Genomic DNA, 25,822 nt, shown 5'->3' on the forward strand with positions numbered 1-25,822 from the left:
AACAATATCTTAAAAATCACCTATTTCAACCTCAACCTTTCGGCGAAAGTATTATTCGCCTTTTTCTGCTTTGTCTTAAAAAGCAAGGCATCGCCGATTTATACCTCATTAATCTGCCTAAAAAGCAAAAATTTTAATCCATTAATAACTATAAAAAAGTTAAAAAAATCAACAAAATAAATCAATAAAAAACCTAATTTTAAAAGATTAAAGAGAGTGAATTTATGAACAAAATCTTCAAAACAAAATACGATGTAACAACAGGTCAATGTAAAGCCGTTTCTGAGTTGGCAAGCAACCGCCAAATAGCGAGCAGTTCGAAGAGTAAACCAAAGTGCGGTGTGTTTTTGGGTAATTTTTTAGGCATTTTTAAATTTTCACCGTTGGTGTTGTTGATGTCGGGGATGCTTGGTGTGAGCAGTGTTTCATATGCTGACATAACATATATTGATATGGACGGAAATACCGGAGCAGCGGGTGTACGAGAAAATTGGAGGGAAGCAGATTATTGGAAAAAAAACGGTAGAGAAAACACTCTTCTAACACAGGTTCAAAATAGTCCTCGTAAATATGATAAAGATGTTAATACTAATGTATATAAGTCTGTAATAATAGGCCCTCACTCTGCAGGCGTGAATACGAATCACGATCAATCTACTGGTGTAGGTATGACTATTTTAGGCCATGGTGCTGTAGGTCTTGCTTCTCAAACAACTGCAATAGGAAACAATGTATATTCTGGAGGGCAACAAGCAACTGCTTTAGGATCGGACGTAATGGCTGCTGGTTATGCTTCTATTGCAATAGGGAATGATGATATAGCTAATACATATCGAGACAAATTACCTGAAAAAACCATTATGAAAATCTATGGTTATGATACAAACACAAGATATAGTGGAACTACTTATAAAAATATATTAAATGAACAGAACTTTAAGATAAAATACGGAATAAATAACGGTGTAGATAACCGGATTTATTCTCCTACTTACGCAGCAGGCGTGGCATCAATAGCCATTGGTTCAAGATCTGTTGCCTATGGAAATGCTTCACTAGCTATAGGTACATTATCATTTGCTTTAGCAAATGATTCTACTGCAGTTGGAGTTCGTGCGTTTGTTAATGACGATGCAACTGGAGGAGTTGCTATAGGAGACGAATCAAGGGTTTTTGCTGCGAATTCATTTGCTATAGGTAATGAAACAGAAGCAACTAACCAAGGTGCATTAACATTCGGTTCAGGATCAAAAGCAGTAGGAATTGGATCAATAGCCATAGGGTCAAATGTAGCATCTAATGCTTTAATCGCAAGTAATGGGTATGAGACATTTCAAAATTCCATTATGCAACACACACAAAATTCATCTCCTGTTGTAGAAGTAGATCGACATAATGAATATAACACCCTTTTTAAAATCGATGAGAACAATTTAAAATACGGAGATGAAAATCATATTGTCAAACTTGGTTTTAATGCTTCTAACCCTAGTAATAGTAAAAATCCAATATCAGAGATAATTGAAAAAGTAATTAGCGACAAAAAACGAATAGCCTTTAGTCACGAAAGGGATGAAGTCATTGAAACAACAAGTAAAATATATAAAACAACTAAAGAAGGAGATCACTCTATATCTTTAGGATATCATCTTTCAAATAATGGGGATAATACTATTACTATAGGTAGTGCATCAGTAGTAAGAGGAGCAAACTCTGTAGTATTAGGGGCATTAAATAACATCGGTAAATATGCACGAAATACCATCGCACTTGGGATTGGTACTAATGTATATAAAGAAAACTCTGTTGCTATCGGTACAGGAATAAATGTCATCGGTGCAGGAGCAGTTGCAATAGGTTCCGGAGTTGGTGTTACAAAAGACAATACAATATCAATAGGGTATGGTTCTCATGGATTATCAAGTGAAAGTATAGTTCTAGGAAATTCTGCAAGTTTAAAAGATCATTCAAAAAAATCTATACTAATAGGTAATAGTGCAAAAGTTGAAAATCAAAGTCAAAATAAAAATGTAAAAATAGCAAATTTAAAGAAAGGAAAATTTGGACTTGAGGCTGAAAAAGTAGAATTAGAAATGTCAGCAATTTCTATAGGTACAGAATCATATGTTTATTCTGAAAAAGGGATAGCTTTAGGAGATAATGCAAAAATTGAAGCAAATTCTGAAAATGCAATTGCTTTCGGGACTAATTCAAAAGCGAGTAAAAAAAGTGCAATCGCTTTAGGTAATGAAACCGAAGCGACGATGGAAAACTCCGTCGCCTTGGGCTATAAATCACATACAAAATATTTTTATCAGGATGCTAACAAAAATACAGCAACCTTAACCGGAAAAGAAGCCATTGATTTAACCCCATATGTTCCAGAGGGGTCAAGCTATAGTTTAAGAACTGATAAATCAGCGGGTATCATTTCAGTCGGTTGGACAAAGGGTAACAGTGGAAGTCAAGAACTGGGCTTAAGACGGATTGTCGGGGTGGCACCGGGTGCGTTGGATTCTGACGTGGCGACGATTGGACAATTAAAAGCCTTAGAATATGTAAAAAGAGAAGGCTTAGTCGTTTATTATACGCAAGAGGGTAATCAACTATATAAATTAGTTAAAAGTGCGGAGGATGGCAACTTCTATAAGGCAGATACAAAATATGGAACACCAATAAAAGAATTAGGTTCAGTATCACAAGACAAAGTATTAGTTGGTGCAAAAGGCAATAAAGAAGAGAGTTTTGATCATAAAGGGAAAAATTTTGTAAACATAGGCGACAAAATCCGCTTCGGGCATTTGAAAGATGGCGAGATTAAATCAGATTCTGATCAGGCGATTACGGGGAATCAGCTTAAAAATGTGGGTGATATTTTAGGTGTGTCAGTAAATACCCCCAATAACACGCAATTTGATAGTTATAAGTTTACAGCGGTTGACTATAAAGGTTCTCAAAAGAAACAAAAAACTATTTTTAAAGATGCTATTGAAGAACTGATTACAGCGGTAAATAAGGGAATTGTAATCCAAGACGCTGACAGCCATACAGGTACACTTAATTTAGGTTCGACGTTAACTATTAAAGCGGGAAATATCGATAAACCAAAAGCTGATGTAGATGGATTTAGCAGTGATAATATTAAGACAAGCTATCAACCAACCAGAAAGGAACTGTTAATCGGTATCAAAGATAAACCGGTATTTAAAGAAGTAACAATAAGTGGCACTGTGAATGATAGAAGCGATAAAAAGACATTAACAACGAAAGAATATGTCGACGGAAAACTTGCCAATGTTGCAACTAGTTTTACTGTAAATGGTAATACGGGAAACTATATTGTTCAAAGTGCATTAAATATTAAGGGGAAAGCAGACGCTAGCCAACATAAAAATATTACTACTGAAGCTAAAACTAATGAAAAAGAGTTGGAAATATCTTTAAATAAAGACTTAAAAGACATTGCAAGTATTACTGGAGAAGGGATTAAAAGCGGTAAAAATACTGTATATAGCAAGATAGCATTTAATAGCACAAATGGGTCAAATGCAACGACAAATGTAACAATTTCATCAAATGGGGCAAACTATACATTTGATAGAACGGGCTTTGATATGTCCGATAGAAGAATTACCCGATTACAAAGCGGGTTAAATACACAGCATCATGGACCTAAGGGAGCGAACGGAAATCCGGAAAATGTTTCAAAAATATTAGATGGCAGTTACATAACAACAATTAAAGGAAATGCTGTCAATGTCAGCGATTTATCCAACGTGGCGAAAGCGATTGTGGAAAAAGGACTGAAATTTGCCGGAAATTCCGGCTCTGAAATCACCCGTAAATTGGGCGAAAAACTCACCATTAAAGGCAATGGTACGGATCTGACTTCTAAGACTGATAGCAACAAAGGGGAAATTACCTTTACTTTGCACAAAGCAACAAGCATTGATGACAATACGGCAACAAATAGCAATAAAGACAAAGTTGTCACCGCCGGAGCGGTTAAAACTTATCTAGATTCGAAAATTGATGAGATTAGTACAACCTTAGGGTTAGAGGCGGATAATTCTAAAAATAGCGGTCCGACCGGTAAAGTGAATTTGAAAAACGAAAAACTTAAAGTGGCAGGAACGAGTGATGAAATTGAGACAAAAGTGGAGCAGGATAAACAAAGTATTACTCTCAGTTTTGCCCAAAATACCAAAAACAAATTAGGCATGATTACGGTAGATGGCGATAAGCTCGCATTGGGTAAAAATGCAAAACCTGTCGATAAAATGACCGCACCTAAAGAAGCAAAAGTGACTGTCGGCAGTGACAACCTTAAATTCAACTGGACAGGCGGTGTCAGTGCTGATGACAAAGAGCAGAGTAAAAAATCGGTGATCAGTGTTGGCGATACCGGCAAAGAACACCTGATTACTCACGTTGCTGCGGGTAAAGTGGAAGTAAACTCCACCGACGCTATTAACGGAAGCCAGTTATATGGCGTAGTAGATGCGTTTTCTAAATTAGCTATTAATGTATTAGGAGCAAAAGCAGACCTAACGAGCGGATTTAAAAAATCAAGTTTTGATGTTGTTAAATATAATGGGAATACAAATACTCAAACATCAAAAGAAATGACCTTTAAAGATGCCATTGGTCAAAATACAACAGCGATTAATAAAGGGCTGATCATTAGTGATGGCGGTACTCCTGCTGGAAAAGGAACGCTTCAACTGGGCGATACCTTACACATTAAAGCGGGGAATATCGATAAACCGACATCTAATGTAGATGGATATAGCAGTGATAATATTAAGACAAGCTATCAGCCAACCAGCAAGGAACTGTTAATCGGTATCAAAGATAAACCGACATTTAAAGAAGTCAAAATTAGTGGAACAGTTACGGATAATAGTGATGGAACGACATTGACCACGAAAACCTATGTGGACGGGAAATTAGCTAATTTCGCCGCTAATTTTGATGTTAAGGGGGATAATAATAACGTAGTATATACATTAAATAAACAGAACAATGTCTTAAATATTAATGGCGATACTAAAAATATCACCACGGCAGTGGATAAGAACGCTAAAAAAGTCAGTATCACATTAAAAGAGGCTTTAACGGGCATTACATCTATTGGTAAAGATACCAATAATCAAATCGCATTTTCGGATAGCGGGACAATCCTTAAAGCTGGTGGTTCCAGTTTAAATTTAACTGGTTCTAGTGGCAAAGTTAAAATTTCCAACGTAGCAAATGGTACATCTGATAATGATGCTATTAACAAATTGCAACTCAATTTTGTTGTGAGTGCTTTAGGCGGAGAGGCGAAAATAGGTGCAGACGGAAATGTAACAGCACCGTCTTATACGCTAGCTAATGGAAATAAGGCATCATATACGACAGTGGGAGATGCTTTATCTGCTCTTGATGGGGCACTCACTTCGGTAAATGGGGCAGGTATTACCTTTAGTGATGGGACTATGAATAATGACTTTGTTAGAAAAAATAGCGAGAACGACAAAAAAGTTGTCATTAAATCAGGAAGCAATATTAATGTTTCATTATCTAAAACAAATTCTGATAAGACGGGAGAATTTACGGTAGCACTAAATAAAGACTTAGAAGACATTAATTCTATCACTCTAAAAGATAGTGGTGGTCATAGTGCTACAAATAAAACAGGAAAAATTACTATTGATGGGGTTACTGGAGATGTTAAAGTTCAACACGGTGACGGCAGGGCTTCTAAAATAGTTATTGAAAGTGGATTGAATGCTTTAACTGGTAACGATGAAATTCAAGTTACTGGTGGCGGAAAAGTATTTGGTAATGCGTCATTAAGTTTAAAAGATGCTTCAATTGCAGGGACAAAATTAAAAGATAACACAATAGCGGAGGCAAAACTCGATCAAGGTATTAAAGATAAACTTAATAAAACATTTATGGTTAAGGCAGGAGGTACCACTAGCGATAACCTAATAGGAAATACTTTAGAATTTGCAGCAAAAGATTCTAATTTAACTGTTGAATTAGATAAGTTTAATAAGAAAATATCTTATGGATTAAGTTCAACATTGACGGGAATTGAGTCTATCGCTAAAGACAAAACAAAAATCTCCTTAGCAGATACGAAAATAAAGTTAATGCCTGAAGAAGGTGCGGCATTAACATTGACAAAATCCGATACGGATAAGGTCAAGATTTCTGGACTGGGAGACGGGCAAATTGACGGTGCTTCAAATGAGGCGATTACCGGAAAACAATTGCATGATTTGGCAGGCAAATTGGGTGTTGCAGTTAGTGCTACCTCTAAAACCGGATTTGATGAACCTAAATTTGCAAAAATAAATTATCACGATCAAAAAAATCAAGGAAAAACCACCTTTAAAGGGGCAATCGATGATTTGATCGTCGCGGTGAATAAAGGACTGGTCGTGGGCGATGGTACAGCAACAGGCACGCTTCAACTGGGGGATACCTTACACATTAAAGCAGGGAATATCGATAAAAAATCAACCAGTGATGATGGATTTAGTAGCGATAATATTAAAACATCATATCAACCAAATACAAAAGAGCTTTTAATTGGCATAAAAGATAAACCATCTTTTAAACAAGTAACGGTCACTGAAGAAATAAATGAGAAAAGTCCAGAGACTGCCTTAACCACTAAAAAATATGTGGACAGTAAAGCGACTCAAAACGAGCAAGCGATTGCCAACCAAGAGATAAAATACAAGGCTAATGGAGCAGGTGATAATAAAGTTAAACTTTCCGAAGGTCTTGATTTTAAAAATGATGATAACATCACTGTCACAGCAGAGGCTGGCGGTGCGATTACGCATAAATTAAATGCCGATCTGAAAAATATCACTTCGATTGCAGGTAAAGGTGACCGTGGCACGACTCCGAAGATTGAATTTAATAGCACTGCAAGCGGTGGTAATGGTTCAACCCCGAATGTCAAAATCACCGCAGATGGCGGAGAATTTACCTTTGGCAATGAGGGTTTAGATTTAGGTAGCAAAAAACTCACCAACCTTGCAAGCGGTTTAGGGTTGAAAGATGCTGGTACTGGAAACGGAAATGCCGACATTATTAAAAAAGTCCTCGCGGGAACTCTTGATAATGGCAGTAACATTAAATCCACTAACGCCGTCAATGTCAAAGACCTGTCCGAAGTCGCTAAAGCCCTTGTGGAAAAAGGACTTTCATTTGAGGGGAATGATGGAAGTAGTAATAAAGTTACTCGCAAACTCGGTGAGACGTTGAAAATTGTGGGCAAAGGAAGTGGTGCTAACTCAATAACAACCACTAAAAATAATATTAAAGTGTCTAAAAATACAGCAAACGATGGACTGGAAATTGGCTTGTCTGATACTTTAACAGGTATTAAATCTATTGGTAATGGCGATAATGCGAAAATTACTTTAAGCGGAAGTAATGGAAGCAAGGACAAAATTAGCTTCAAAGCAGGTAGTTCAGAGGTTACCCTAGCCGATGGTAAATTTAGCGGTGTTTCTGAAATTAATAAAGAATCAGGCAAAGCTGCGTTGAAACTTGAAGCCGACAAAGCGACCTTAGAAAGTGCTAGCGGTAATTCCAAAGTGGAATTAAAAGATAAAGCAGTAACCATTACAGCTAAAGAGGATAAAGGATCGTTAAAACTCACCGAAAACACTGCAACCTTAGAAAGCACGAAAGACGGCTCAAACGTTACTTTAGATGGTACTAGTGCAACGTTAAGTGCTGGTAAAAATAAGGGTAGTATTAAAGTTACTAATAACGGCACTCAAAAAATCGAGTTAAGCCCGGAAAACGGCTCAACTGTTACGTTTGCAAAGGACACAGCAAATGGTAATACTGTCAAAGCCACCGGCTTGTCTACCATCGGTAAAGATGATAGTAACGCCTTAGTGTTTAAAAATGGCACCGGAAACACCGCGGAATTAAAAGTTGGCGGAAATGCGTTGACCTTTACACCAACGAATGGAGCCGGAAATGCTAAAACCGTGAAAATCTCAAATGTGGCAGATGGAAAAATTGATACTAATTCAACTGAAGCCATTACGGGTAAACAACTGCATGCTTTAGCTACTCATTTAGGGGTTGATGTTGATAGCTCAGGTAAAACTACGTTTACAACACCATCATTTAACCCGATAAAAGGTGGTACAAGTTCAACTGGTGGTACAACTAATAGCAATACAGGTCCTACAACTTTTAAAGAGGCTATTAATCAGTTAATCACCGCAGTTAATGGTGGATTGACATTCAAGGGGAATGATAATGGTAGCTCCCCAAGCTCAACCACATTACAATTAAGCGGTACGTTGACCATTGATAGTTCAACAAGTAAGGTAAAAGCCGATGGTATGGCAGAAGCCACACAAAAAGACATCACCGTATCATTAGCACCATCTAATGGTAACAATCCTCAAAGTGCGGGTACACTTACGCTGAAATTAAATAAAGCAACCACGGTTTCTGACAGCGATGAAAAAGTCGTGACTTCTAAAGCGGTAGCGGAGAAATTGAAAGAGTACACACCGACCGCAAAATTAGAAACAGACTTCTTAAAAGTCACTGGTGAGAATATCGGAAAAGACGAAGAAACCAAAAAAACTGGCAGAAAAACATTTGGCAAAAATGTCGGTATTGCTGAAATCAAACTTGGCGATACTGAAAAAAGTTCAACAGAATTAGTACAGGCTGATGCGGTGATAGAATACCTAAAAGGCACGGGGAATAAATCCGTTAAAATTTCCGATAATCCGGAAACCAAGGCAGATGGCGAAGGCTCAATTGCGGTGGGGGATAAAGCCATCGCTCAAAATGTCGGAGCGGTTGCTATTGGTCAAAATTCCGGAGCGAAAAATAACGGAGCAATCTCTATCGGTAAAGGCTCTGATGTTACCGAAAAAGACGGTATCGCCATCGGAACAGGAACTAAAGTTTCAGGGCAATCATCAGTGGCTATCGGCGAAAAAAATGAGGTATCCAATGCACAATCCTATGTATTGGGATCGGAAAATAATATCAAAGGTAGAGATGTCGTCGCTATCGGTTCTAAGATAACGGCGGATGATAAAATTCACGATGCGGTTATATTGGGTAATGGTTCAACAGGAGAAGCAAATACTGTGTCTGTAGGTGGACCTGACGTTGGAAAACAAAGAAGAATTATATATGTAGATACCCCAAAAAATAAATATGATGCTGTCAATAAAAACTATGTTGATGAATTAAAAATAACCTATAAAGCGAATGGAAATGGAGCAACAGATAAAAAACAAACCGTAAAACTAACGGATGGCTTGGACTTTAAGAAAGGTGAAAATGACAATATTCAAGTCAAAGTAGCCGAAAATGGTTCAATTCAACATAATCTAGCTAATCAACTTAAAGATATAAACAGTATCTGGGGTGGTAAAGATGAAATGGGGGCGAAAATCACGTTAGAAAAAGCTAAAAAAGAAATCAGCCTGAATGAGTCAAAACTCAAAGATCTCACAAATGGTGAAATTGATGATAAATCAAAAGACGCTGTTACAGGTAAACAACTGGCGGATTTAGCTAATAAATTGGGTATTGAGGTTGATACTTCAAAAACCACCTTTAAAGCTCCAACTTTTGATGACTTCAAATTAAAAGGCATTAATGGAAACGATGGAACTGTACCAAAAAATATCGTTGAAGGCTTGAAAAATGCTGTTTCTAAACTCAACGAGGGTTTGAAATTCAATGCGGATTTGCCAGCCAGTACAAACGGCACTCAAAACACACCGCACTATCTCGGCTCAACCATTAATATTGTTCGTTTGGCTTCAAATACGGCAGGGGCGACATCCACACCAGCTCCGGCGGAGACTTCATCACAACCAAATATTGCTGAGTTTAAAGGCGATAATTTAATCACTCGATATACCAACGAGAGTGGAAACGCTAAGATCGAAATCGGGTTTAAAAACGCACCGATGTTTGAAAAGGTTATGCTTTCTCAAAAACAAATGTATGAGAATGGTAAGAATAGCAAAGTTGGAGAAAATGACTTGATTACCAAATCCTATCTTGAAGAAGCGTTAAGTAGCTTTAAGTTCAAGGTTGAAAATGGTGGCGGTCAAACTGTTGAAATCGGTCGTGGCGATACGTTGAAATTTACGAGTGGTCAGAATATTAAAGTAGATTTAGCTAAAAACGGTACAACACCATCAAGTACGGGATCTACCAGTCCGAGTGATTCCGCACCGGCTCCAACACCAGCTGCTCCAGCACCAGTATCATCAGCAGCTCCAAGCAGTTCATCAGGTGGTGCAGGTTCAAACGGCGGTGGTTCAAATAGTATGGCTTCGTCAGGTGGTTCAAATGGTGCAGGCATGGCTACGACAACGCCAACAAGTACACCAACTACCACGCCAACCACCACTACCCCAACAACAACGGCTATGGTAACCATTGGCACAACTGAGGATTTGAAAAATATAACATCAATTTCCTCACCGTCTAAAGGAGCGAATGCAGGTACAGGCGGAAGCGGAAGTACGGGCGAAAATGGTGCTGGTTCAAATACAGAAGTCACCAAACTTACGTTAGAAGCGGAGAAAGGTGCGACATTCCAAGTTGGCAATCAAGGTACTGAAGTAAATATCAATAAAGATGGTATTTCACTTACACCACAAAGCAAAGATGGCAAAGCAACCTTAAACAAAGACGGCTTAACCGTGGGCGATAAAGAGGCAGCTAACGGCGACAAAACCCATACCGTTTATGGTAAAAACGGCTTGACTGTAAAAGGCAAAGACGGTTCAAAAGAAGTCGTGAGCTTGAAAGTGGCTGACGGTGAAAACAGTCAAGGCAATAATGGTGGTAACGGTCAATCCGCTACCCTTGCGTTTGCAAAAATCGGAAATGGAAGCGGAGCTGGAACAGGTGCTGATGCAAAAGGCACCGGCAAAATCACCGGTCTTGCTGATATTAAACCGGAGGAAACAGACGGCACCCTTGCAGCGAATAAAAACTATGTGGATGAAAAAGTATCCGACTTAAACAATAATCGCCCGTTTGATTTTTATTTAGGCAATGAAAAAGTCGTGAAAGGGGCTGATGGCAGTTTCCACAAAGCAGACAAACCTGCTGAAAAACTTTCTGAGGAAGAGAAGAAACAAGTCGTGATTAAAGCCGAACCGACCACCGCACCTATCGGGATTAGCAATGTGGCGAGTGGTTTGGGTATTACAACACCAGCAGACGAACAAAAAGAAAAACTTAATCAGCTTGCTGAGGAAGTGAGTGAAAAAGTGACGGCATTAGGTGAAAAAATGAAAGATTTTTCTGAGAAAGCAGAAAAATTTGCTGATTTACAGTTAATGGTAGACAGTTTAAAACAAACAGTGGATACCATGCCTGATGGAAAAGCTAAAGAAAAAATGCATGAGGATTTGGAAAAATACAAAACGCAATTATCAGCTTCCAAAAAGGATAAAGATGACGCCAAAGAAGCCGTAAAATCGGCACGCAACGAGTTAATCGAAGCAAATGGGGACTATAACGCTTTTTCCGAGGCGATGGCAAAAGTCGAAGAACTGGTTGAATCGGATAGCCAAGCCGAGTTAAGCAATGTCGCTACTATTGGCGATTTGCAAGCGGTGGCAAAATCCGGCTTGAAGTTTAAAGGCAATGACGGCGTGGAAGTGCGTAAACAGCTGAGTGAAACCCTGTCCATCACAGGCGAGGGAACATTTAACAGCAACCGCACTGCTACCGGCAATATCAAAGTGGAAATGGCACAAGACGGCAAAGGCTTAGAAGTTAAATTGTCCGATCAGTTGAAAAATATGACCTCTTTTGAAACCCGTGAAGTTGAGGGTAGAAAATCTACTTTAGACAGCAACGGCTTGAGAGTGGTCAATAAAGGCAAAGATGGCACTGATGATAAAGCCAAATCTGCAACTTATGGAGCGGAAGCGGTGGTGTTGGAAGATAAAAACAAAAGCGATAAGGCTGTGATGACCGCAGGTGGTATCCGTTTTGCGGACAGTTCAACCCAAGCGACCGCACTAAGTACCGAGCTGAATAAAAACGGATTGACAGTGAACGGTGCAGACGGTCAGATTCACATTGATGGTACAAAAGGGGTTATCACCGTGCCGAATATTAAACCTAATGCAGATGGTCATGTGGTAGTAAACAAAAACTACGTGGATACCAAAAACAATGAACTGCGGACACAAATGAACAATAATGATCGCAATATGCGTGCGGGTGTGGCACAAGCTGTTGCACAAGCGAACTTACCGATCAATATATTACCGGGTAAAAGTACGTTAAGTTTGGCGACCGGTAACTATATGGGGAGTCAAGCCTTTGCGGTAGGTTATTCCAGAGTGTCCGATAACGGTAAACTTAGCGTTAAGTTCAGCTTAGGACATGGCGATAAGAAAACTTCTGTGGGTGCAGGTATCGGTTATAGCTGGTAATTCTTGATTGCTATCCATCAAAAAAGGGCGTTTATACGCCCTTTTTTTATATTTTGTCTGCATGATGAATTAAAACAAAACGTTCCCAAAGTTGTTCTTCCGTTTCAATATGTTCCGGATCGGTTTTAATGCAGTTGGTAATGGGGCAGACGTTTTGACAGGTAGGCGTATCATAATGTCCCACACATTCCGTACAAAGATGAGGATCGATAATGTAAATTTCATCACCAATTGAAATGGCATCATTAGGGCATTCCGGTAAACACATATCGCAATTTGTACATTTATCAGTGATGAGTAACGCCATGTCCTTTAACTCTGTTGTAAAAAGGGCTGATTATAAAGAATATCCGTTGAAAACTGAATAGGGATTTCAGTTATTCCGGATTGAATTATTATTAATAGAAACGTGAGTTTTTTGTTAATGATTTAATTTATGCAACAAGATATTAAAGCCAATTTGATCTAGTTCGTTACAACCTGTTCATAACTAGGTATAATGTGCGGTAGTTTTTATCAATTTTAACCAATATAAGGGGTGAATTATGTCAGTAATTAAAATGACCGACCTAGATTTAGCAGGTAAGAGAGTATTTATTCGTGCAGATTTAAATGTGCCGGTAAAAGAGGGGAAAGTCACTTCCGATGCACGTATCAAAGCAACTATTCCTACGTTAAAACTTGCACTTGAGAAAGGTGCTAAAGTGATGGTAACTTCTCATTTAGGTCGTCCGACAGAGGGGGAATTTAAACCTGAAGATTCATTACAGCCTGTTGTTGATTATTTGAAAGGTGCCGGTTTTAATGTTCGTTTAGCGCAAGATTATCTAAACGGTGTAGAAGTCAATGAAGGTGAAATTGTTGTTCTTGAAAACGTACGTGTGAATAAAGGTGAGAAGAAAAATGATCCGGAATTAAGTAAAAAATATGCCGCACTTTGTGATGTATTTGTTATGGATGCTTTCGGTACGGCTCACCGTGCACAAGCCTCAACTTACGGTGTAGCAGAGTTTGCCCCTGTTGCTTGTGCCGGTCCATTATTAGCGGCGGAATTAGAGGCGTTAGGTAAAGCATTAAAAGAGCCTCAGCGTCCAATGTTAGCGATTGTGGGAGGTTCAAAAGTATCCACTAAATTAACTGTCTTGGACAGCTTATCAAAAATTGCTGACCAACTGATTGTTGGTGGCGGTATTGCGAATACTTTCATTGCTGCAGAGGGGCATAATGTGGGTAAATCCTTATATGAAGCGGATTTAATTCCTGAAGCACAACGTTTATCAAAAGTAACGAATATTCCTGTTCCAGTTGATGTGCGTGTGGGCACTGAATTTTCAGAAACCGCACTATCAACAGAAAAAAGTGTAGCCGACGTTTCCGGAGAAGAATCCATTTTTGATATTGGTGATAAATCAGCAGAGCAATTGGCTGATATTATCCGCAATGCAAAAACTATTCTTTGGAATGGTCCTGTGGGGGTCTTTGAATTCCCTAACTTTCGTAAAGGTACTGAAATCGTTTCTAATGCGATTGCTGAAGCAACCGCAAATGGTGCTTTCTCTATTGCCGGTGGTGGTGATACTTTGGCGGCGATTGATTTATTCGGTATCAAAGATAAAATTTCTTATATTTCGACCGGTGGCGGTGCATTCTTAGAGTTTGTAGAGGGCAAAGTATTACCAGCGGTTGAAATTTTAGAAAAACGAGCAAATGGTTAATTTTGTAAAGTGAAAAGCATTATACTTTACGTTGTAGATTGATTTAATTTTTAGTAGTGCAAGAATTGCACGTTATATAGGAAATATAAAAATGGCAAAATTACTAGACATTGTAAAACCTGGTGTATTAACCGGTAACGACGTTCAAAAAGTATTTGCTTACGCAAAAGCAAATAACTTTGCAATTCCGGCAGTAAACTGTGTTGGGACAGATTCTGTGAATGCAGTATTAGAAACCGCTGCACGAGTAAAAGCACCTGTTATTATTCAATTCTCAAACGGCGGTGCGGCGTTTTATGCAGGAAAAGGAATTAAACCGGCTAGCGGTATTCGTCCGGATGTATTAGGTGCAATTGCGGCTGCTAAACATGTTCATACATTAGCGGCAGAATATGGTGTTCCGGTTATTCTTCATACCGACCATGCGGCAAAAAAATTACTTCCTTGGATTGACGGTTTATTGGAAGCAGGCGAGAAACACTTTGCTGAAACAGGCAAACCATTGTTCTCATCTCACATGATTGATTTATCCGAAGAGCCAATGGCAGAGAATATGGCAATTTGTCGTGAATACCTTGCCCGCATGGATAAAATGGGGATGACATTGGAAATCGAAATCGGTATTACCGGCGGTGAAGAAGATGGTGTAGATAACTCAGATGTTGATGAATCTAAACTTTATACTCAGCCGGAAGATGTCCTTTTTGTTTACGATCAATTAAGTCCAATCAGTCCACGTTTTACTATCGCAGCAGCATTTGGTAATGTTCACGGGGTATATAAACCGGGCAACGTAAAATTAAAACCGTCTATTTTAGGTGCATCACAAGAATTTGTTTCTAAAGAACGTAATCTTCCGGCGAAATCATTAGACTTCGTATTCCATGGCGGTTCAGGTTCTTCAACGGAAGAAATTCGTGAAGCGATCAGCTACGGTGCAATTAAAATGAATATTGACACGGATACTCAATGGGCAACTTGGGAAGGCGTTTTAAACTTCTATAAAGCAAATGAAGCTTATTTACAAGGTCAATTAGGTAATCCGGAAGGACCTGATGCACCGAATAAAAAATACTATGATCCTCGAGTTTGGTTACGCAAAGCAGAAGAATCTATGTCTAAACGGTTAGAAAAATCTTTCGAAGATTTGAACTGTGTTGATGTACTGTAATTTTTCAACATAATCTAAAAGAAAACCGCACTTAATGTGCGGTTTGTTTTTTGGTGTGTTTCGTTAAATTTGAACGTTAGTATAGACTAAAGGCTTTAATATAAGGCAGTTTTCCTTTTTTCAGCATTTCATCTATATTATTTTTATGATCCGAAGGAGATAATCCACGTAACTCAAAAGTGAGGCTTAAGCTATTATCATAAAGCACTTCATCATTGCGTTGATTTGCTCTATTGGTTACATAACGTCTTGCTCCAACACCTATAGACCAGCAACAAGAGTTATATTGTATTCCCAAATATTGTTCAACCGGCTTTTTCAATGCGAGATCTTGATAATAGCGACCAACCAGTGTCCAATGATCAGTTAGCTCCCAAGCTGTTGTCATACCAAGTTGTTTTATACTTTGCTGATAAGTATTTCTACCTTTCAAATTTTGATTGATATAAGATTGGTTAACATAGCGATAACTGAGCTGGATTAAGTTGTTTTTCTCCGGATTGTATTCTAAGACGGTATTTGCCAAAGATGTTTGGTTTAAATGTGTGTCATATTGATAACTTCCACGCCAATTCCATTTGCTATTGATACGCCAGTTACTTTCTAAAGACCAGGAAGAAGATCTGCCTTGAGCCGTATTTTTTGGATTATTATCTGTGCGAGAGTCTTTAAGGTAATAAATTTGTCCAATAGATAAGTTAAAGCGTTCATTTGCATTTTTATCATAAAATCTGGTCGTTCCACCAAGAGTAATTTGATTTGCTGAAACTATGCGATCTAAACCGCTATAACGGCGATCTCGAAACAAAGAAAAATAATCCTGTTGTAATAAAGTTGAGTCGTAACCGAAACCTAAGTAATCATTATTTTGTTGTTTTAGACCAATATCCGACTGATCTTTATAAGGGCGGTACAAATATTGAAATCTTGGCTCAAGAGTTTGGGTATAACCTTCAATGAAACTTTGTCTATTTGCTAAGACCGTTTGAAAATCCAGCTTGATTTGTGGTAAAACACGATTAACCGTTTTTTTAATCTCTTCTGCATTTTCTCCTTTACCTCGTTTTTGTAGATAGCGTGTTGCGTAAAGTTTAGTTTCAATATTTAAACTGCCGTAACGATTGGAAAGTGGAAAAGTCAAACTCGGTTCTATATGGAAACGCCAAGCAGTTGGCATTAACGCACTGTCATTATCAAAACGAACTACTTGTGAAAATAAACTAAAGTCAACTAAGCCATTAGCAATTTCGTTGCGATAATAATTAAAATCAATTTGTGGCAACGCACGATAAGGTCCAATATCTACTTTATCGAAAATTTGGAATTGTTTCGCTGAAATAGAAAGGTTGTAATTCGGTTGATAGTAAGAAATGCTCGCCTGTTGATCTACATATCCGTCTGTACTGTTTCCATATTCAGACTCAAAATCATTGAAATAATGTTTATCGCTTACTTTTGTATAATTTACATTTAAACGCCAATCTTTTAGAAAATGAGAATTATGTCCCCAATAAAAGAGATGACGTGAACGAGCCGTATTTAAATAGTCAGAATGACGATCTGTTTTTAAGTATTCAACGACAAATTTTCCCTCACCGATACGAGTCAGATAGCGAGTTTCTGCATTTAATTGCCAACCTCGATGAGACATATATTTAGGGGTAAATGTCGCATCAAAGTTTGGTGCTATATTCCAATAAAACGGTTGTGCATACCAATAACCATGCCGAGTTGAGATACCTGCTTTGGGAATAAGTAATCCGGATCGACGGCGATCACCGATAGGTAATTGTAAGTAAGGCGTGTAGAAAATAGGGATACCGGATACTTTAAAACGAGCATGCCACATTTCCGCATATTCTTCTTGAATATGTTGACGCATTTCCTTAGCCTCAATTGACCAAGCTTCGCTATTAGGCAAACAAGATGTGAAGGTTGCATTTTTCATCACTCGATAATGTTCACGAAGTTCAACTTCATCAGCAGTTCCCCGCCCTTGTCGTCCAACCAATTGATAATCTGCATCTTGGATATTGGCATCTTTGCTATCAAGGTGAATTTTAGCATTATCACCATTGAGCTGAATTAAATTATCTTTGTAGTCAAACCCATTTTTAGCATACGCATAACGTTTCGCATTATCTTTTCCGTGTTGCTCAATTTCAATCATTCCCGCTGTTAAATGACGGTTGCCCTGTTTAACATTAACATTTCCTTCGTATTGAGCATGTGTCGATTGATTCATTTTGGCGTGATCCGCTTCAATATAAACCGGCAATTCATTGGGATCGCCTTGAACGATTTCACCTTGAAAATGAGGAACACCGATCAAACATTGCTGTTGTAAGTTCGCTTGACTGGACGTGCTATAAAGTGCGGTCAAAATTGACAGAGAAAGTACAGTGTAATAATTTTTTTTCATTGTTGAGCTATTTTGTTTGCCAAAAATTGCCCTCGATTATAAATAAAATTGTGCTAAAAAGCATTATAAATAAGGTGAAGAATATACTTATTCTGTGCGCTTAAAAGTAAAATAATGATTTCATAATTTCAAAGATATGGTATTGTATGCGAGTTCAATTCTTTATAGCTAAATAAAAGGAAAGACTATGACAACACAATTAGACGCTTTGCGTAATATGACCGTGGTAGTTGCCGATACGGGAGATATTGATGCGATTAAAAAATATCAACCGCAAGATGCAACCACAAATCCCTCTTTAATTTTAAGTGCATCATCATTACCGCAATATGCTCCATTAATTGATGAAGCGATTGCTTATGCGAAAGCAAAAAGTGCGGATAAAACACAGCAACTAATTGATGCAGAAGACAAACTGGCAGTAAATATCGGTTTAGAAATTTTAAAAATTGTTCCGGGACGTATTTCTACTGAAGTAGATGCCCGTCTTTCTTATGATACACAAGCAACGGTAGAAAAAGCACGTAAACTTATCGCACTTTATAACGAAGCAGGTATTAGCAACGATCGTATTTTGATCAAAATTGCTTCTACATGGCAAGGTATTCGTGCTGCAGAAATTCTTGAAAAAGAAGGGATTAATTGTAACTTAACGCTATTGTTCTCTGAAGCACAGGCTCGAGCTTGTGCTGAAGCAGGTGTTTATTTAATTTCACCTTTTGTAGGACGTATTCTTGACTGGTATAAAGCAAACAGTGATAAGAAAGAATATGCACCGGCGGAAGATCCGGGCGTCATTTCTGTTACAAAAATTTACAATTACTATAAACAATACGGTTATAACACTGTTGTTATGGGAGCAAGTTTCCGTAATGTAGGTGAAATTACTGAATTGGCAGGTTGCGATCGTTTGACTATTGCACCGGCATTATTAAAAGAATTACAAGAAAATAGCACCGCACTTGTGCGTAAATTAGCGTTTAAAGGTGAAGTTAAAGCAAAACCTCAACCGTTAACCGAAAGCCAATTTTATTGGCAACACAATAGCGATCCAATGGCAGTTGAGAAATTAGCTGACGGTATCCGTAAATTTGCTATTGACCAAGAAAAATTGGAAAAAATGTTACTAGAGAAATTCTAACATTGTATTAAAAATGAATAAGGACGAAAATTTTCGTCCTTATTTTTATTTTCAATCTTAAGGGAATGATTTTTACATCGTTGCTGCAATATATTTTAACATCACGCCTGCTGCAATGGCGGATCCGATCACGCCGGCAACGTTTGGTCCCATTGCGTGCATTAATAAAAAGTTCTGATGATCAGCCTCTAAGCCTAATTTATTCGATACTCGAGCCGCCATTGGCACGGCGGAAACACCTGCCGAACCGATAAGCGGATTGATTTTATCTTTACTAAAGCAGTTCATCAATTTTGCCATTAGGACGCCACTCGCTGTCCCTATGGCGAAAGCGATTATGCCGAGCAATAAGATACCTAACGTTTGCGGTTGTAGGAATTTATCTGCAACTAATTTTGCACCAACGGATAATCCGAGGAAAATTGTTACAATATTGATTAAGGCATTTTGTGCAGTATCACTTAAACGCTCAACTACCCCACTTACTCTCATTAAATTACCAAAGCAAAACATTCCTAATAACGGTGCTGCATCAGGCAATAATAAAGCAACAAGCACCAATAACACGATCGGGAACAAGATTTTTTCCCGATTACTGACATTACGCAGTTGCACCATTTTAATTTTACGCTCTTGTTTAGTGGTTAAAAGACGCATTATTGGCGGTTGGATAAGTGGGACTAATGCCATATAGGAATAAGCAGCAACGGCGATAGCCCCCAATAATTCAGGGGCAAGTTTACTTGCCAGATAAATAGCGGTTGGACCATCAGCACCACCAATAATCCCTATTGCCGCAGCTTGAGGCAAGGTAAATTCAATGATCCCTAACCCGTTTAATGCTAACGCCCCTAGCACAGTGGCAAAAATTCCGAATTGTGCAGCCGCACCCAGTAATAAAGTTTTTGGATTAGCAAGCAATGGACCAAAATCCGTCATTGCACCAACCCCCATAAAGATAATCAATGGTGCGGCACCTGAATTAATGGCGACATCATAAAAAGTGGACAACACACCATCGGTATAGCCTAAATCTTTCGCTAATAATTCTGCTTGCACATGTAACAACGCCGGTGCTTTTTCCAGTACCTGTTTTATTGCCTGTACGTCGGTATCGCTATGCAGTAAATTTGCAAGCGTAGATAAATGTTGGTTGTTATTGCTATGAAGTAAATTTTCCAGTGCCGAAAACGCCATATTCGCTTCAGGAATATTGGATAAAAGTCCCCCAAATCCAATCGGTAGCAATAAGAGCGGTTCAAATTTTTTCACAACTGCAAGGTAGAGTAAGAGCAAGCTGATGACAAGCATAATTGCCTGCCCCCAACTTAAATGCATAATGCCTGTTCCTTGTAATAGGGCGAGAATACTTTCCATACTAATCTCCGATTACGCTAAAGTTAATAAGATATCACCCACAGCCACAGTATCACCCGCTTTCACTTTTATACCCTGTACAGTTCCTGAGGTAGCGGCTCGAATTTCTGTTTCCATTTTCATTGCTTCTAAAATGAGCAAGGCTTCTCCTTCCGCAACTTGTTGTCCTTCTTTTACCAGTACTTTCCAGATATTTCCAGCCATAGGTGCATTTACCGGTATATTTTTTGTAGTTGCACTTGTTGCCGATTCTGTTGATTGTGTGCTAGGTGCGGTCGAGACAGGTGTAATATGACTAATATCACCGCCTTCAGTAACTTTCACTACAAAAGATTTTCCCTCTACCTCAACCGTGTAAACAGCACTATCATTTCTACTTGAAAGTGCGGTCGGTTTTTCACTTGTTTTTACTTCGTTGGTTGGTACCGGCTCAAAAGCATTCGGATTACCTCGATTTTCTAAGAATTTCAATCCAACTTGAGGGAAAAGTGCAACAATTAATACATCATCAATTTCATTCTCTGCAAGTTGAATACCTTTTTCTTTTACCATTCGTTTTATTTCTGTGGATAGTTTATCCATTTCCGGTGCAAGATGATCTGCCGGACGATCAGTAATAGGTTGCTCACCCGCTAAGACTTTTGCTTGTAATTCTGCATTTACCGGTGCCGGGGTGCGACCATATTCCCCTTTCAAAATACCTGCGGTTTCTTTTGCGATGGTTTTATAACGCTCACCCATTAATACATTAATCACTGCTTGAGTCCCGACAATTTGTGAGGTTGGTGTAACTAGCGGAATATAGCCTAAATCAGCCCGCACTTTTGGAATTTCCTGCAAAACTTTATCCAGTTTATCTGAAGCATTTTGTTGTTTGAGTTGATTTTCTAAATTAGTCAGCATTCCTCCCGGTACTTGAGCAACTAAAATACGGCTATCCACGCCTCTCAATTGCCCTTCAAATTTAGCGTATTTTTTGCGTACATTACGGAAATAATCAGCAATACGCTCAAGTTGTGGAATACTTAATCCGGTATCGTACTGTGTGTTATCTAATGTAGCTACTAATGCCTCTGTTGCCGGATGTCCGTAAGTACCGCTCATAGAGGAAATTGCTGTGTCAATGCCATCCGCACCTGCTTCTATGGCTTTGAGTAATGCCATTTCCGCCATACCTGTCGTTGAATGACAGTGCATATGTAAACGCACATCGTAGCGTTTTTTGATTTCGCTGACTAATTTGTATGCCTCGACAGGAGATAAAATTCCGGACATATCCTTAATGACCAGCGAGTCGATCCCGATTTCTAACAATTGCTCTGTGGTATCTAACCACGTTTCTAAAGTATGCACCGGACTTGTTGTATAACTCAATGTACCTTGTGCATGTCCGCCATTTTTACGCACCGCTCTTAACGCTTGTTGCATATTTCTTGGATCATTCATGGCATCGAATACACGAAATACGCTCATCCCATTTGCAACAGCACGTTCAACAAATTTATTTACAACATCATCAGCATAATGACGATAGCCCAATAAATTCTGCCCACGTAATAACATTTGCAAAGGCGTGTTCGGAATAGCTTTTTTCAACTCACGTAAACGAACCCAAGGATCTTCCCCTAAAAAGCGAATACAAGCATCAAAAGTTGCACCTCCCCAAGCCTCAAGCGACCAGTAGCCGATTTTATCCAGTTCGGCGGCAATAGGTAGCATATCATCAAGGCGTAAACGTGTAGCAAAAAGGGATTGGTGTGCATCACGCAAAACCACGTCAGTTATAGAAATTTTTTTCTCGTGAGTAGCCATTTATATTCTCCGTTATTGTAAATTTTGTTGACGACGGTGATGTGCTATTGCTGCTACAATAACCGGACGTAAACGCTCTAAATCATTTAATTCTGTTGTAGGAATAAACGCTTGCTGAGGAAGGGTTGGTTCAGATGAAAAGTAACCGATAAGTTTAGACATCAGTTTTATAGCAAAAATTAAAATTAATAAAAAGACTAAAACAAAGCCCATACCGGAAAGCATTAGATTTACGCCTTCTTGTATGAGTTGTACGTTTGTGTTTGTCATAATTATTCCCTTAAAAGCTATTTAGTTTAATAACATGTCTATCATACATTTTTTATGGAAAAAGTTTGAACTTGGAGCACATGTTATAGGATTTATATTATTGCGACATTTTAGCTTTTGTATCTTTGCTTGAAAAGTATAGAATGCAATTCATTTCACTGAATTTTTTAAAGGATAATAAAAATGTTACTTCCATTTATATTAATTGCATTATGTGCAGGGATCGCATTAGCCGCACAAGCGGCAATTAATACTCAGTTAGCACAATCTCTCTCGGGACAACCTGTCTTTGCAGCCTTTGTTTCCTTTGCGATGGGAACGATAGCGTTATTTTTCATTTGCTGGTGGAAAATGGATTTATTTTCAGCACTACAACAAGTCCCTAAACAACCCTTATGGAAACTCATCGGCGGTTTATTAGGTGCATTAGCGGTATTTACCACTATCTTTCTTGCACCCAAAATCGGCGTCACCAATATGCTGTTCTTTATTATTGTCGGTCAATTACTGACTGCTTTGATCATTGATCATTTCGGTTTAATCGGAATGACGCAAAGAGCGGTAAATGTTTGGCAACTTATCGGTTTTGTTGTCATCGGTTTCGGTTTATTGTTATTTTTCTTTGGGAAAAAACTTTTTCATTAATGCCCTCTATTTATTGTAAAACCTATTAAAATTCATTTAATTAATAGGTTTTACTAAATTTATTTTACTTTTCTACTTGAAATATCGTTGTTTAATCTTACTTAACTAGTGAGCGAATAGAAGGCGTTTCATTATGTGGTTAATTTTTACGATGAAACGCAGAAATTAATTTTAGGAGAGATTATGAACATAGATAAACTTACGACTAAATTTCAACAAGCTATTGCTGAAGCTCAATCTTTAGCCATAGGAAAAGACCATCAATTTATTGAACCAGTTCATTTAATGACCGCACTTTTAAATCAGCAAGATGGTTCAATCCCGCCATTATTAACAGCAAGTGGGGGAAATTTAGCATTATTGCATAATGACTTAGCTGCAGAATTGAGCCGTTTACCACAAGTTTCGGGGAATAATGGGGATATTCAGGTTTCCAGAAGTTTGGTCAAATTATTAAATTTATGCGACAAACTGGCACAACAACGGCAAGATAAATTTATTTCCTCTGAATTATTTTTATTAGCAATTCTTGAAGATAAAGGTGCTTTAAGTGAAAGTTTGAAAAAGTGCGGTATAAAACAAGAAAATTTACTACAAGCCATTGATAAATTGCGAGGAGGCGAAAAAGTGAATGAACAAGGTGCGGAAGAAAATCGTCAGGCATTAGAAAAATATACTATTGATTTAACTGCACGGGCAGAAAGTGGAAAATTGGATCCTGTTATCGGGCGTGATGAAGAAATTCGCCGTGCCATTCAGGTTTTACAACGTCGTACAAAAAATAATCCAGTATTAATTGGGGAACCGGGTGTAGGTAAAACAGCGATTGTGGAAGGGTTGGCACAACGTATCGTAAACGGTGAAGTACCTGAAGGCTTAAAAGGAAAACGTGTTCTTTCTCTGGATATGGGAGCGTTAATTGCGGGAGCCAAATATCGTGGTGAATTTGAAGAGCGTTTAAAAGCGGTTCTCAAAGAATTAGCTCAAGAAGAAGGGCGTGTGATTTTATTTATTGATGAAATTCACACTATGGTAGGTGCGGGAAAAACTGACGGGGCAATGGATGCGGGAAATTTGTTAAAGCCAAGTTTAGCTCGTGGTGAACTGCATTGTGTAGGTGCAACAACTTTAGATGAATATCGCCAATATATTGAAAAAGATGCCGCACTTGAACGCCGTTTCCAAAAGGTATTTGTTGGTGAGCCGACAGTTGAAGATACGATTGCCATTTTACGTGGGTTAAAAGAGCGGTATGAAATTCATCACCATGTGCAAATTACCGATCCGGCAATTGTTGCGGCAGCGACCCTTTCTCATCGTTATATTTCCGATCGTCAATTACCGGATAAAGCTATTGATTTAATTGATGAGGCAGCCTCAAGTATTCGTATGGAAATTGATAGTAAGCCACAACCTTTAGATAGGTTAGAACGCCGTATTATTCAATTAAAATTGGAACAACAAGCGTTACAAAAAGAAGATGATGAAGCAAGTCGCAAGCGTTTGGATCTTCTTGAGGAAGAGCTTGGTGAAAAAGAACGTGAATATGCGGAGTTGGAAGACGTTTGGAAGGCGGAAAAAGCCGCACTTTCGGGTGCTCAACACATCAAGGCAGAGCTGGACAATGCCAAAATTCAAATGGAGCAAGCTCGCCGAATCAGTGATTTTGCGAAAATGTCTGAGTTGCAGTATGGTCGTATTCCTGAGCTGGAAAAACAGCTTGCACAAGCTGAAAGTGCGGAAGGAAAAGAGATGACTTTATTGCGAAATCGTGTTACCGATGAGGAAATCGCTGAAGTGCTTTCACGTGCGACAGGCATTCCTGTTGCAAAAATGATGGAGGGCGAAAAAGATAAATTATTGCGTATGGAACAAGAATTGCATAAGCGTGTTGTAGGACAATCAGAGGCGGTTGTTGCTGTCGCAAATGCTATTCGTCGTAGTCGTGCCGGATTATCTGATCCAAATCGTCCTATTGGCTCATTCTTGTTCTTAGGACCAACGGGCGTAGGGAAAACCGAACTTTGTAAAACGCTTGCTAACTTTATGTTTGATGATGAAAATGCCATGGTGCGTATTGATATGTCTGAGTTTATGGAAAAACATAGCGTTTCACGTTTAGTCGGTGCACCTCCGGGCTATGTTGGTTATGAAGAAGGCGGTTATTTAACCGAAGCCGTTCGTCGCCGTCCGTATTCCGTAATTTTGCTTGATGAAGTAGAAAAAGCCCATAGCGATGTCTTTAATATTTTATTGCAAGTGTTAGATGACGGACGTTTAACCGATGGACAGGGTAGAACGGTTGATTTCCGTAATACCGTAGTGATTATGACTTCAAATTTAGGCTCTGATTTAATTCAAGGCAATAAAGAGTTGGATTATAATGCGATGAAAGAAGTTGTTATGTCAGTTGTAGGGCAACATTTCCGACCTGAATTCATCAACCGTATTGATGAAACTGTGGTATTCCATCCATTAGCTAAAGAAAATATTCGTGCCATTGCCACTATTCAATTACAACGCTTAGTGAAACGTATGGAAACTCATGGTTATCAACTTGAATTTACCGATGCAACTTTAGATTTTATTGGTGAAGTTGGCTACGATGTGATCTATGGAGCAAGACCATTAAAACGTGCTATTCAACAAGAAATTGAAAATCCATTAGCACAACAAATTTTATCAGGGCAATTATTACCGGGTAAAAAAGTCATTGTGGATTATGTTGATGGGAAGGTTGTTGCAAAACAGTAGTTCATTTTAGCTAAATTAAACCCGGCTTTTAGTCGGGTT

At 38.6% G+C, this 25,822-nt stretch carries 11 protein-coding genes; 6 read left to right on the forward strand and 5 right to left on the reverse strand.

The features are described from left to right. The first annotated feature begins 224 nt into the window (after positions 1 to 224). Positions 225 to 12,476, forward strand: a complete 12,252-nt coding sequence (locus HNR69_RS01210) for a YadA-like family protein (RefSeq protein WP_183405638.1) — start codon at positions 225 to 227, stop codon at positions 12,474 to 12,476. A 46-nt stretch (positions 12,477 to 12,522) separates the two neighbouring features. Here the strand turns inward: HNR69_RS01210 and HNR69_RS01215 are convergent, their stop codons facing one another. Then, positions 12,523 to 12,783, reverse strand: coding sequence for a YfhL family 4Fe-4S dicluster ferredoxin (locus tag HNR69_RS01215; RefSeq protein WP_011608361.1), 261 nt, complete (start codon positions 12,781 to 12,783; stop codon positions 12,523 to 12,525). A 238-nt stretch (positions 12,784 to 13,021) separates the two neighbouring features. On the opposite strand from HNR69_RS01215, the gene pgk reads away from it, so the two are divergent. Both pgk and fbaA read left to right on the forward strand, forming a co-directional pair. Further along, the gene (gene pgk, locus HNR69_RS01220; protein ID WP_012341575.1) at positions 13,022 to 14,191 is read left to right on the forward strand and encodes a phosphoglycerate kinase; all 1,170 of its coding nucleotides are present in this window, start codon (positions 13,022 to 13,024) and stop codon (positions 14,189 to 14,191) included. A 91-nt stretch (positions 14,192 to 14,282) separates the two neighbouring features. Next, positions 14,283 to 15,362: a class II fructose-bisphosphate aldolase gene (gene fbaA, locus HNR69_RS01225; protein ID WP_075294016.1), complete on the forward strand. Its 1,080-nt coding sequence runs from the start codon at positions 14,283 to 14,285 to the stop codon at positions 15,360 to 15,362. A 76-nt stretch (positions 15,363 to 15,438) separates the two neighbouring features. Here fbaA and lptD read toward each other — a convergent pair whose 3' ends face one another. Beyond that, positions 15,439 to 17,784 carry an LPS assembly protein LptD gene (gene lptD / locus HNR69_RS01230; protein WP_075294017.1) on the reverse strand — a complete coding sequence of 782 codons (2,346 nt, stop codon included), beginning with the start codon at positions 17,782 to 17,784 and terminating at the stop codon, positions 15,439 to 15,441. A gap of 187 nt (positions 17,785 to 17,971) precedes the next feature. On the opposite strand from lptD, the gene tal reads away from it, so the two are divergent. After that, positions 17,972 to 18,925, forward strand: coding sequence for a transaldolase (tal, locus tag HNR69_RS01235; protein ID WP_075294018.1), 954 nt, complete (start codon positions 17,972 to 17,974; stop codon positions 18,923 to 18,925). A 72-nt stretch (positions 18,926 to 18,997) separates the two neighbouring features. Here tal and HNR69_RS01240 read toward each other — a convergent pair whose 3' ends face one another. From HNR69_RS01240 to HNR69_RS01250, 3 genes are read right to left on the reverse strand one after another with little or no spacing between them, the layout of a single operon-like run. After that, positions 18,998 to 20,302 carry a sodium ion-translocating decarboxylase subunit beta gene (locus HNR69_RS01240; protein WP_136122301.1) on the reverse strand — a complete coding sequence of 435 codons (1,305 nt, stop codon included), beginning with the start codon at positions 20,300 to 20,302 and terminating at the stop codon, positions 18,998 to 19,000. 12 nt (positions 20,303 to 20,314) lie between these two features. Continuing rightward, a complete protein-coding gene (gene oadA / locus HNR69_RS01245) occupies positions 20,315 to 22,114 on the reverse strand; it encodes a sodium-extruding oxaloacetate decarboxylase subunit alpha (RefSeq protein WP_136122300.1) in 1,800 nt (599 codons plus the stop codon). Between the two features lie 12 nt (positions 22,115 to 22,126). Further along, positions 22,127 to 22,384, reverse strand: coding sequence for an oxaloacetate decarboxylase subunit gamma (locus tag HNR69_RS01250; protein WP_012341518.1), 258 nt, complete (start codon positions 22,382 to 22,384; stop codon positions 22,127 to 22,129). Positions 22,385 to 22,567: 183 nt separating this feature from the next. On the opposite strand from HNR69_RS01250, the gene HNR69_RS01255 reads away from it, so the two are divergent. Then, on the forward strand, positions 22,568 to 23,029 hold the full coding sequence (locus tag HNR69_RS01255) for a DMT family transporter (RefSeq protein ID WP_012341507.1): 462 nt from the start codon (positions 22,568 to 22,570) through the stop codon (positions 23,027 to 23,029). A gap of 183 nt (positions 23,030 to 23,212) precedes the next feature. Continuing rightward, on the forward strand, positions 23,213 to 25,783 hold the full coding sequence (gene clpB, locus HNR69_RS01260) for an ATP-dependent chaperone ClpB (RefSeq protein WP_012341496.1): 2,571 nt from the start codon (positions 23,213 to 23,215) through the stop codon (positions 25,781 to 25,783). Positions 25,784 to 25,822 lie beyond the last annotated feature (39 nt).

The sequence above is a fragment of the Histophilus somni genome (assembly GCF_014202395.1).
Lineage (GTDB): Bacteria > Pseudomonadota > Gammaproteobacteria > Enterobacterales > Pasteurellaceae > Histophilus > Histophilus somni.

Coding starts and splice junctions, on each gene's coding strand:
- HNR69_RS01210 (WP_183405638.1), top strand. CDS start 225: ATGAACAAAATCTTCAAAACAAAATACGATGTAACAACAGGTCAATGT.
- HNR69_RS01215 (WP_011608361.1), bottom strand. CDS start 12,783: ATGGCGTTACTCATCACTGATAAATGTACAAATTGCGATATGTGTTTA.
- pgk (WP_012341575.1), top strand. CDS start 13,022: ATGTCAGTAATTAAAATGACCGACCTAGATTTAGCAGGTAAGAGAGTA.
- fbaA (WP_075294016.1), top strand. CDS start 14,283: ATGGCAAAATTACTAGACATTGTAAAACCTGGTGTATTAACCGGTAAC.
- lptD (WP_075294017.1), bottom strand. CDS start 17,784: ATGAAAAAAAATTATTACACTGTACTTTCTCTGTCAATTTTGACCGCA.
- tal (WP_075294018.1), top strand. CDS start 17,972: ATGACAACACAATTAGACGCTTTGCGTAATATGACCGTGGTAGTTGCC.
- HNR69_RS01240 (WP_136122301.1), bottom strand. CDS start 20,302: ATGGAAAGTATTCTCGCCCTATTACAAGGAACAGGCATTATGCATTTA.
- oadA (WP_136122300.1), bottom strand. CDS start 22,114: ATGGCTACTCACGAGAAAAAAATTTCTATAACTGACGTGGTTTTGCGT.
- HNR69_RS01250 (WP_012341518.1), bottom strand. CDS start 22,384: ATGACAAACACAAACGTACAACTCATACAAGAAGGCGTAAATCTAATG.
- HNR69_RS01255 (WP_012341507.1), top strand. CDS start 22,568: ATGTTACTTCCATTTATATTAATTGCATTATGTGCAGGGATCGCATTA.
- clpB (WP_012341496.1), top strand. CDS start 23,213: ATGAACATAGATAAACTTACGACTAAATTTCAACAAGCTATTGCTGAA.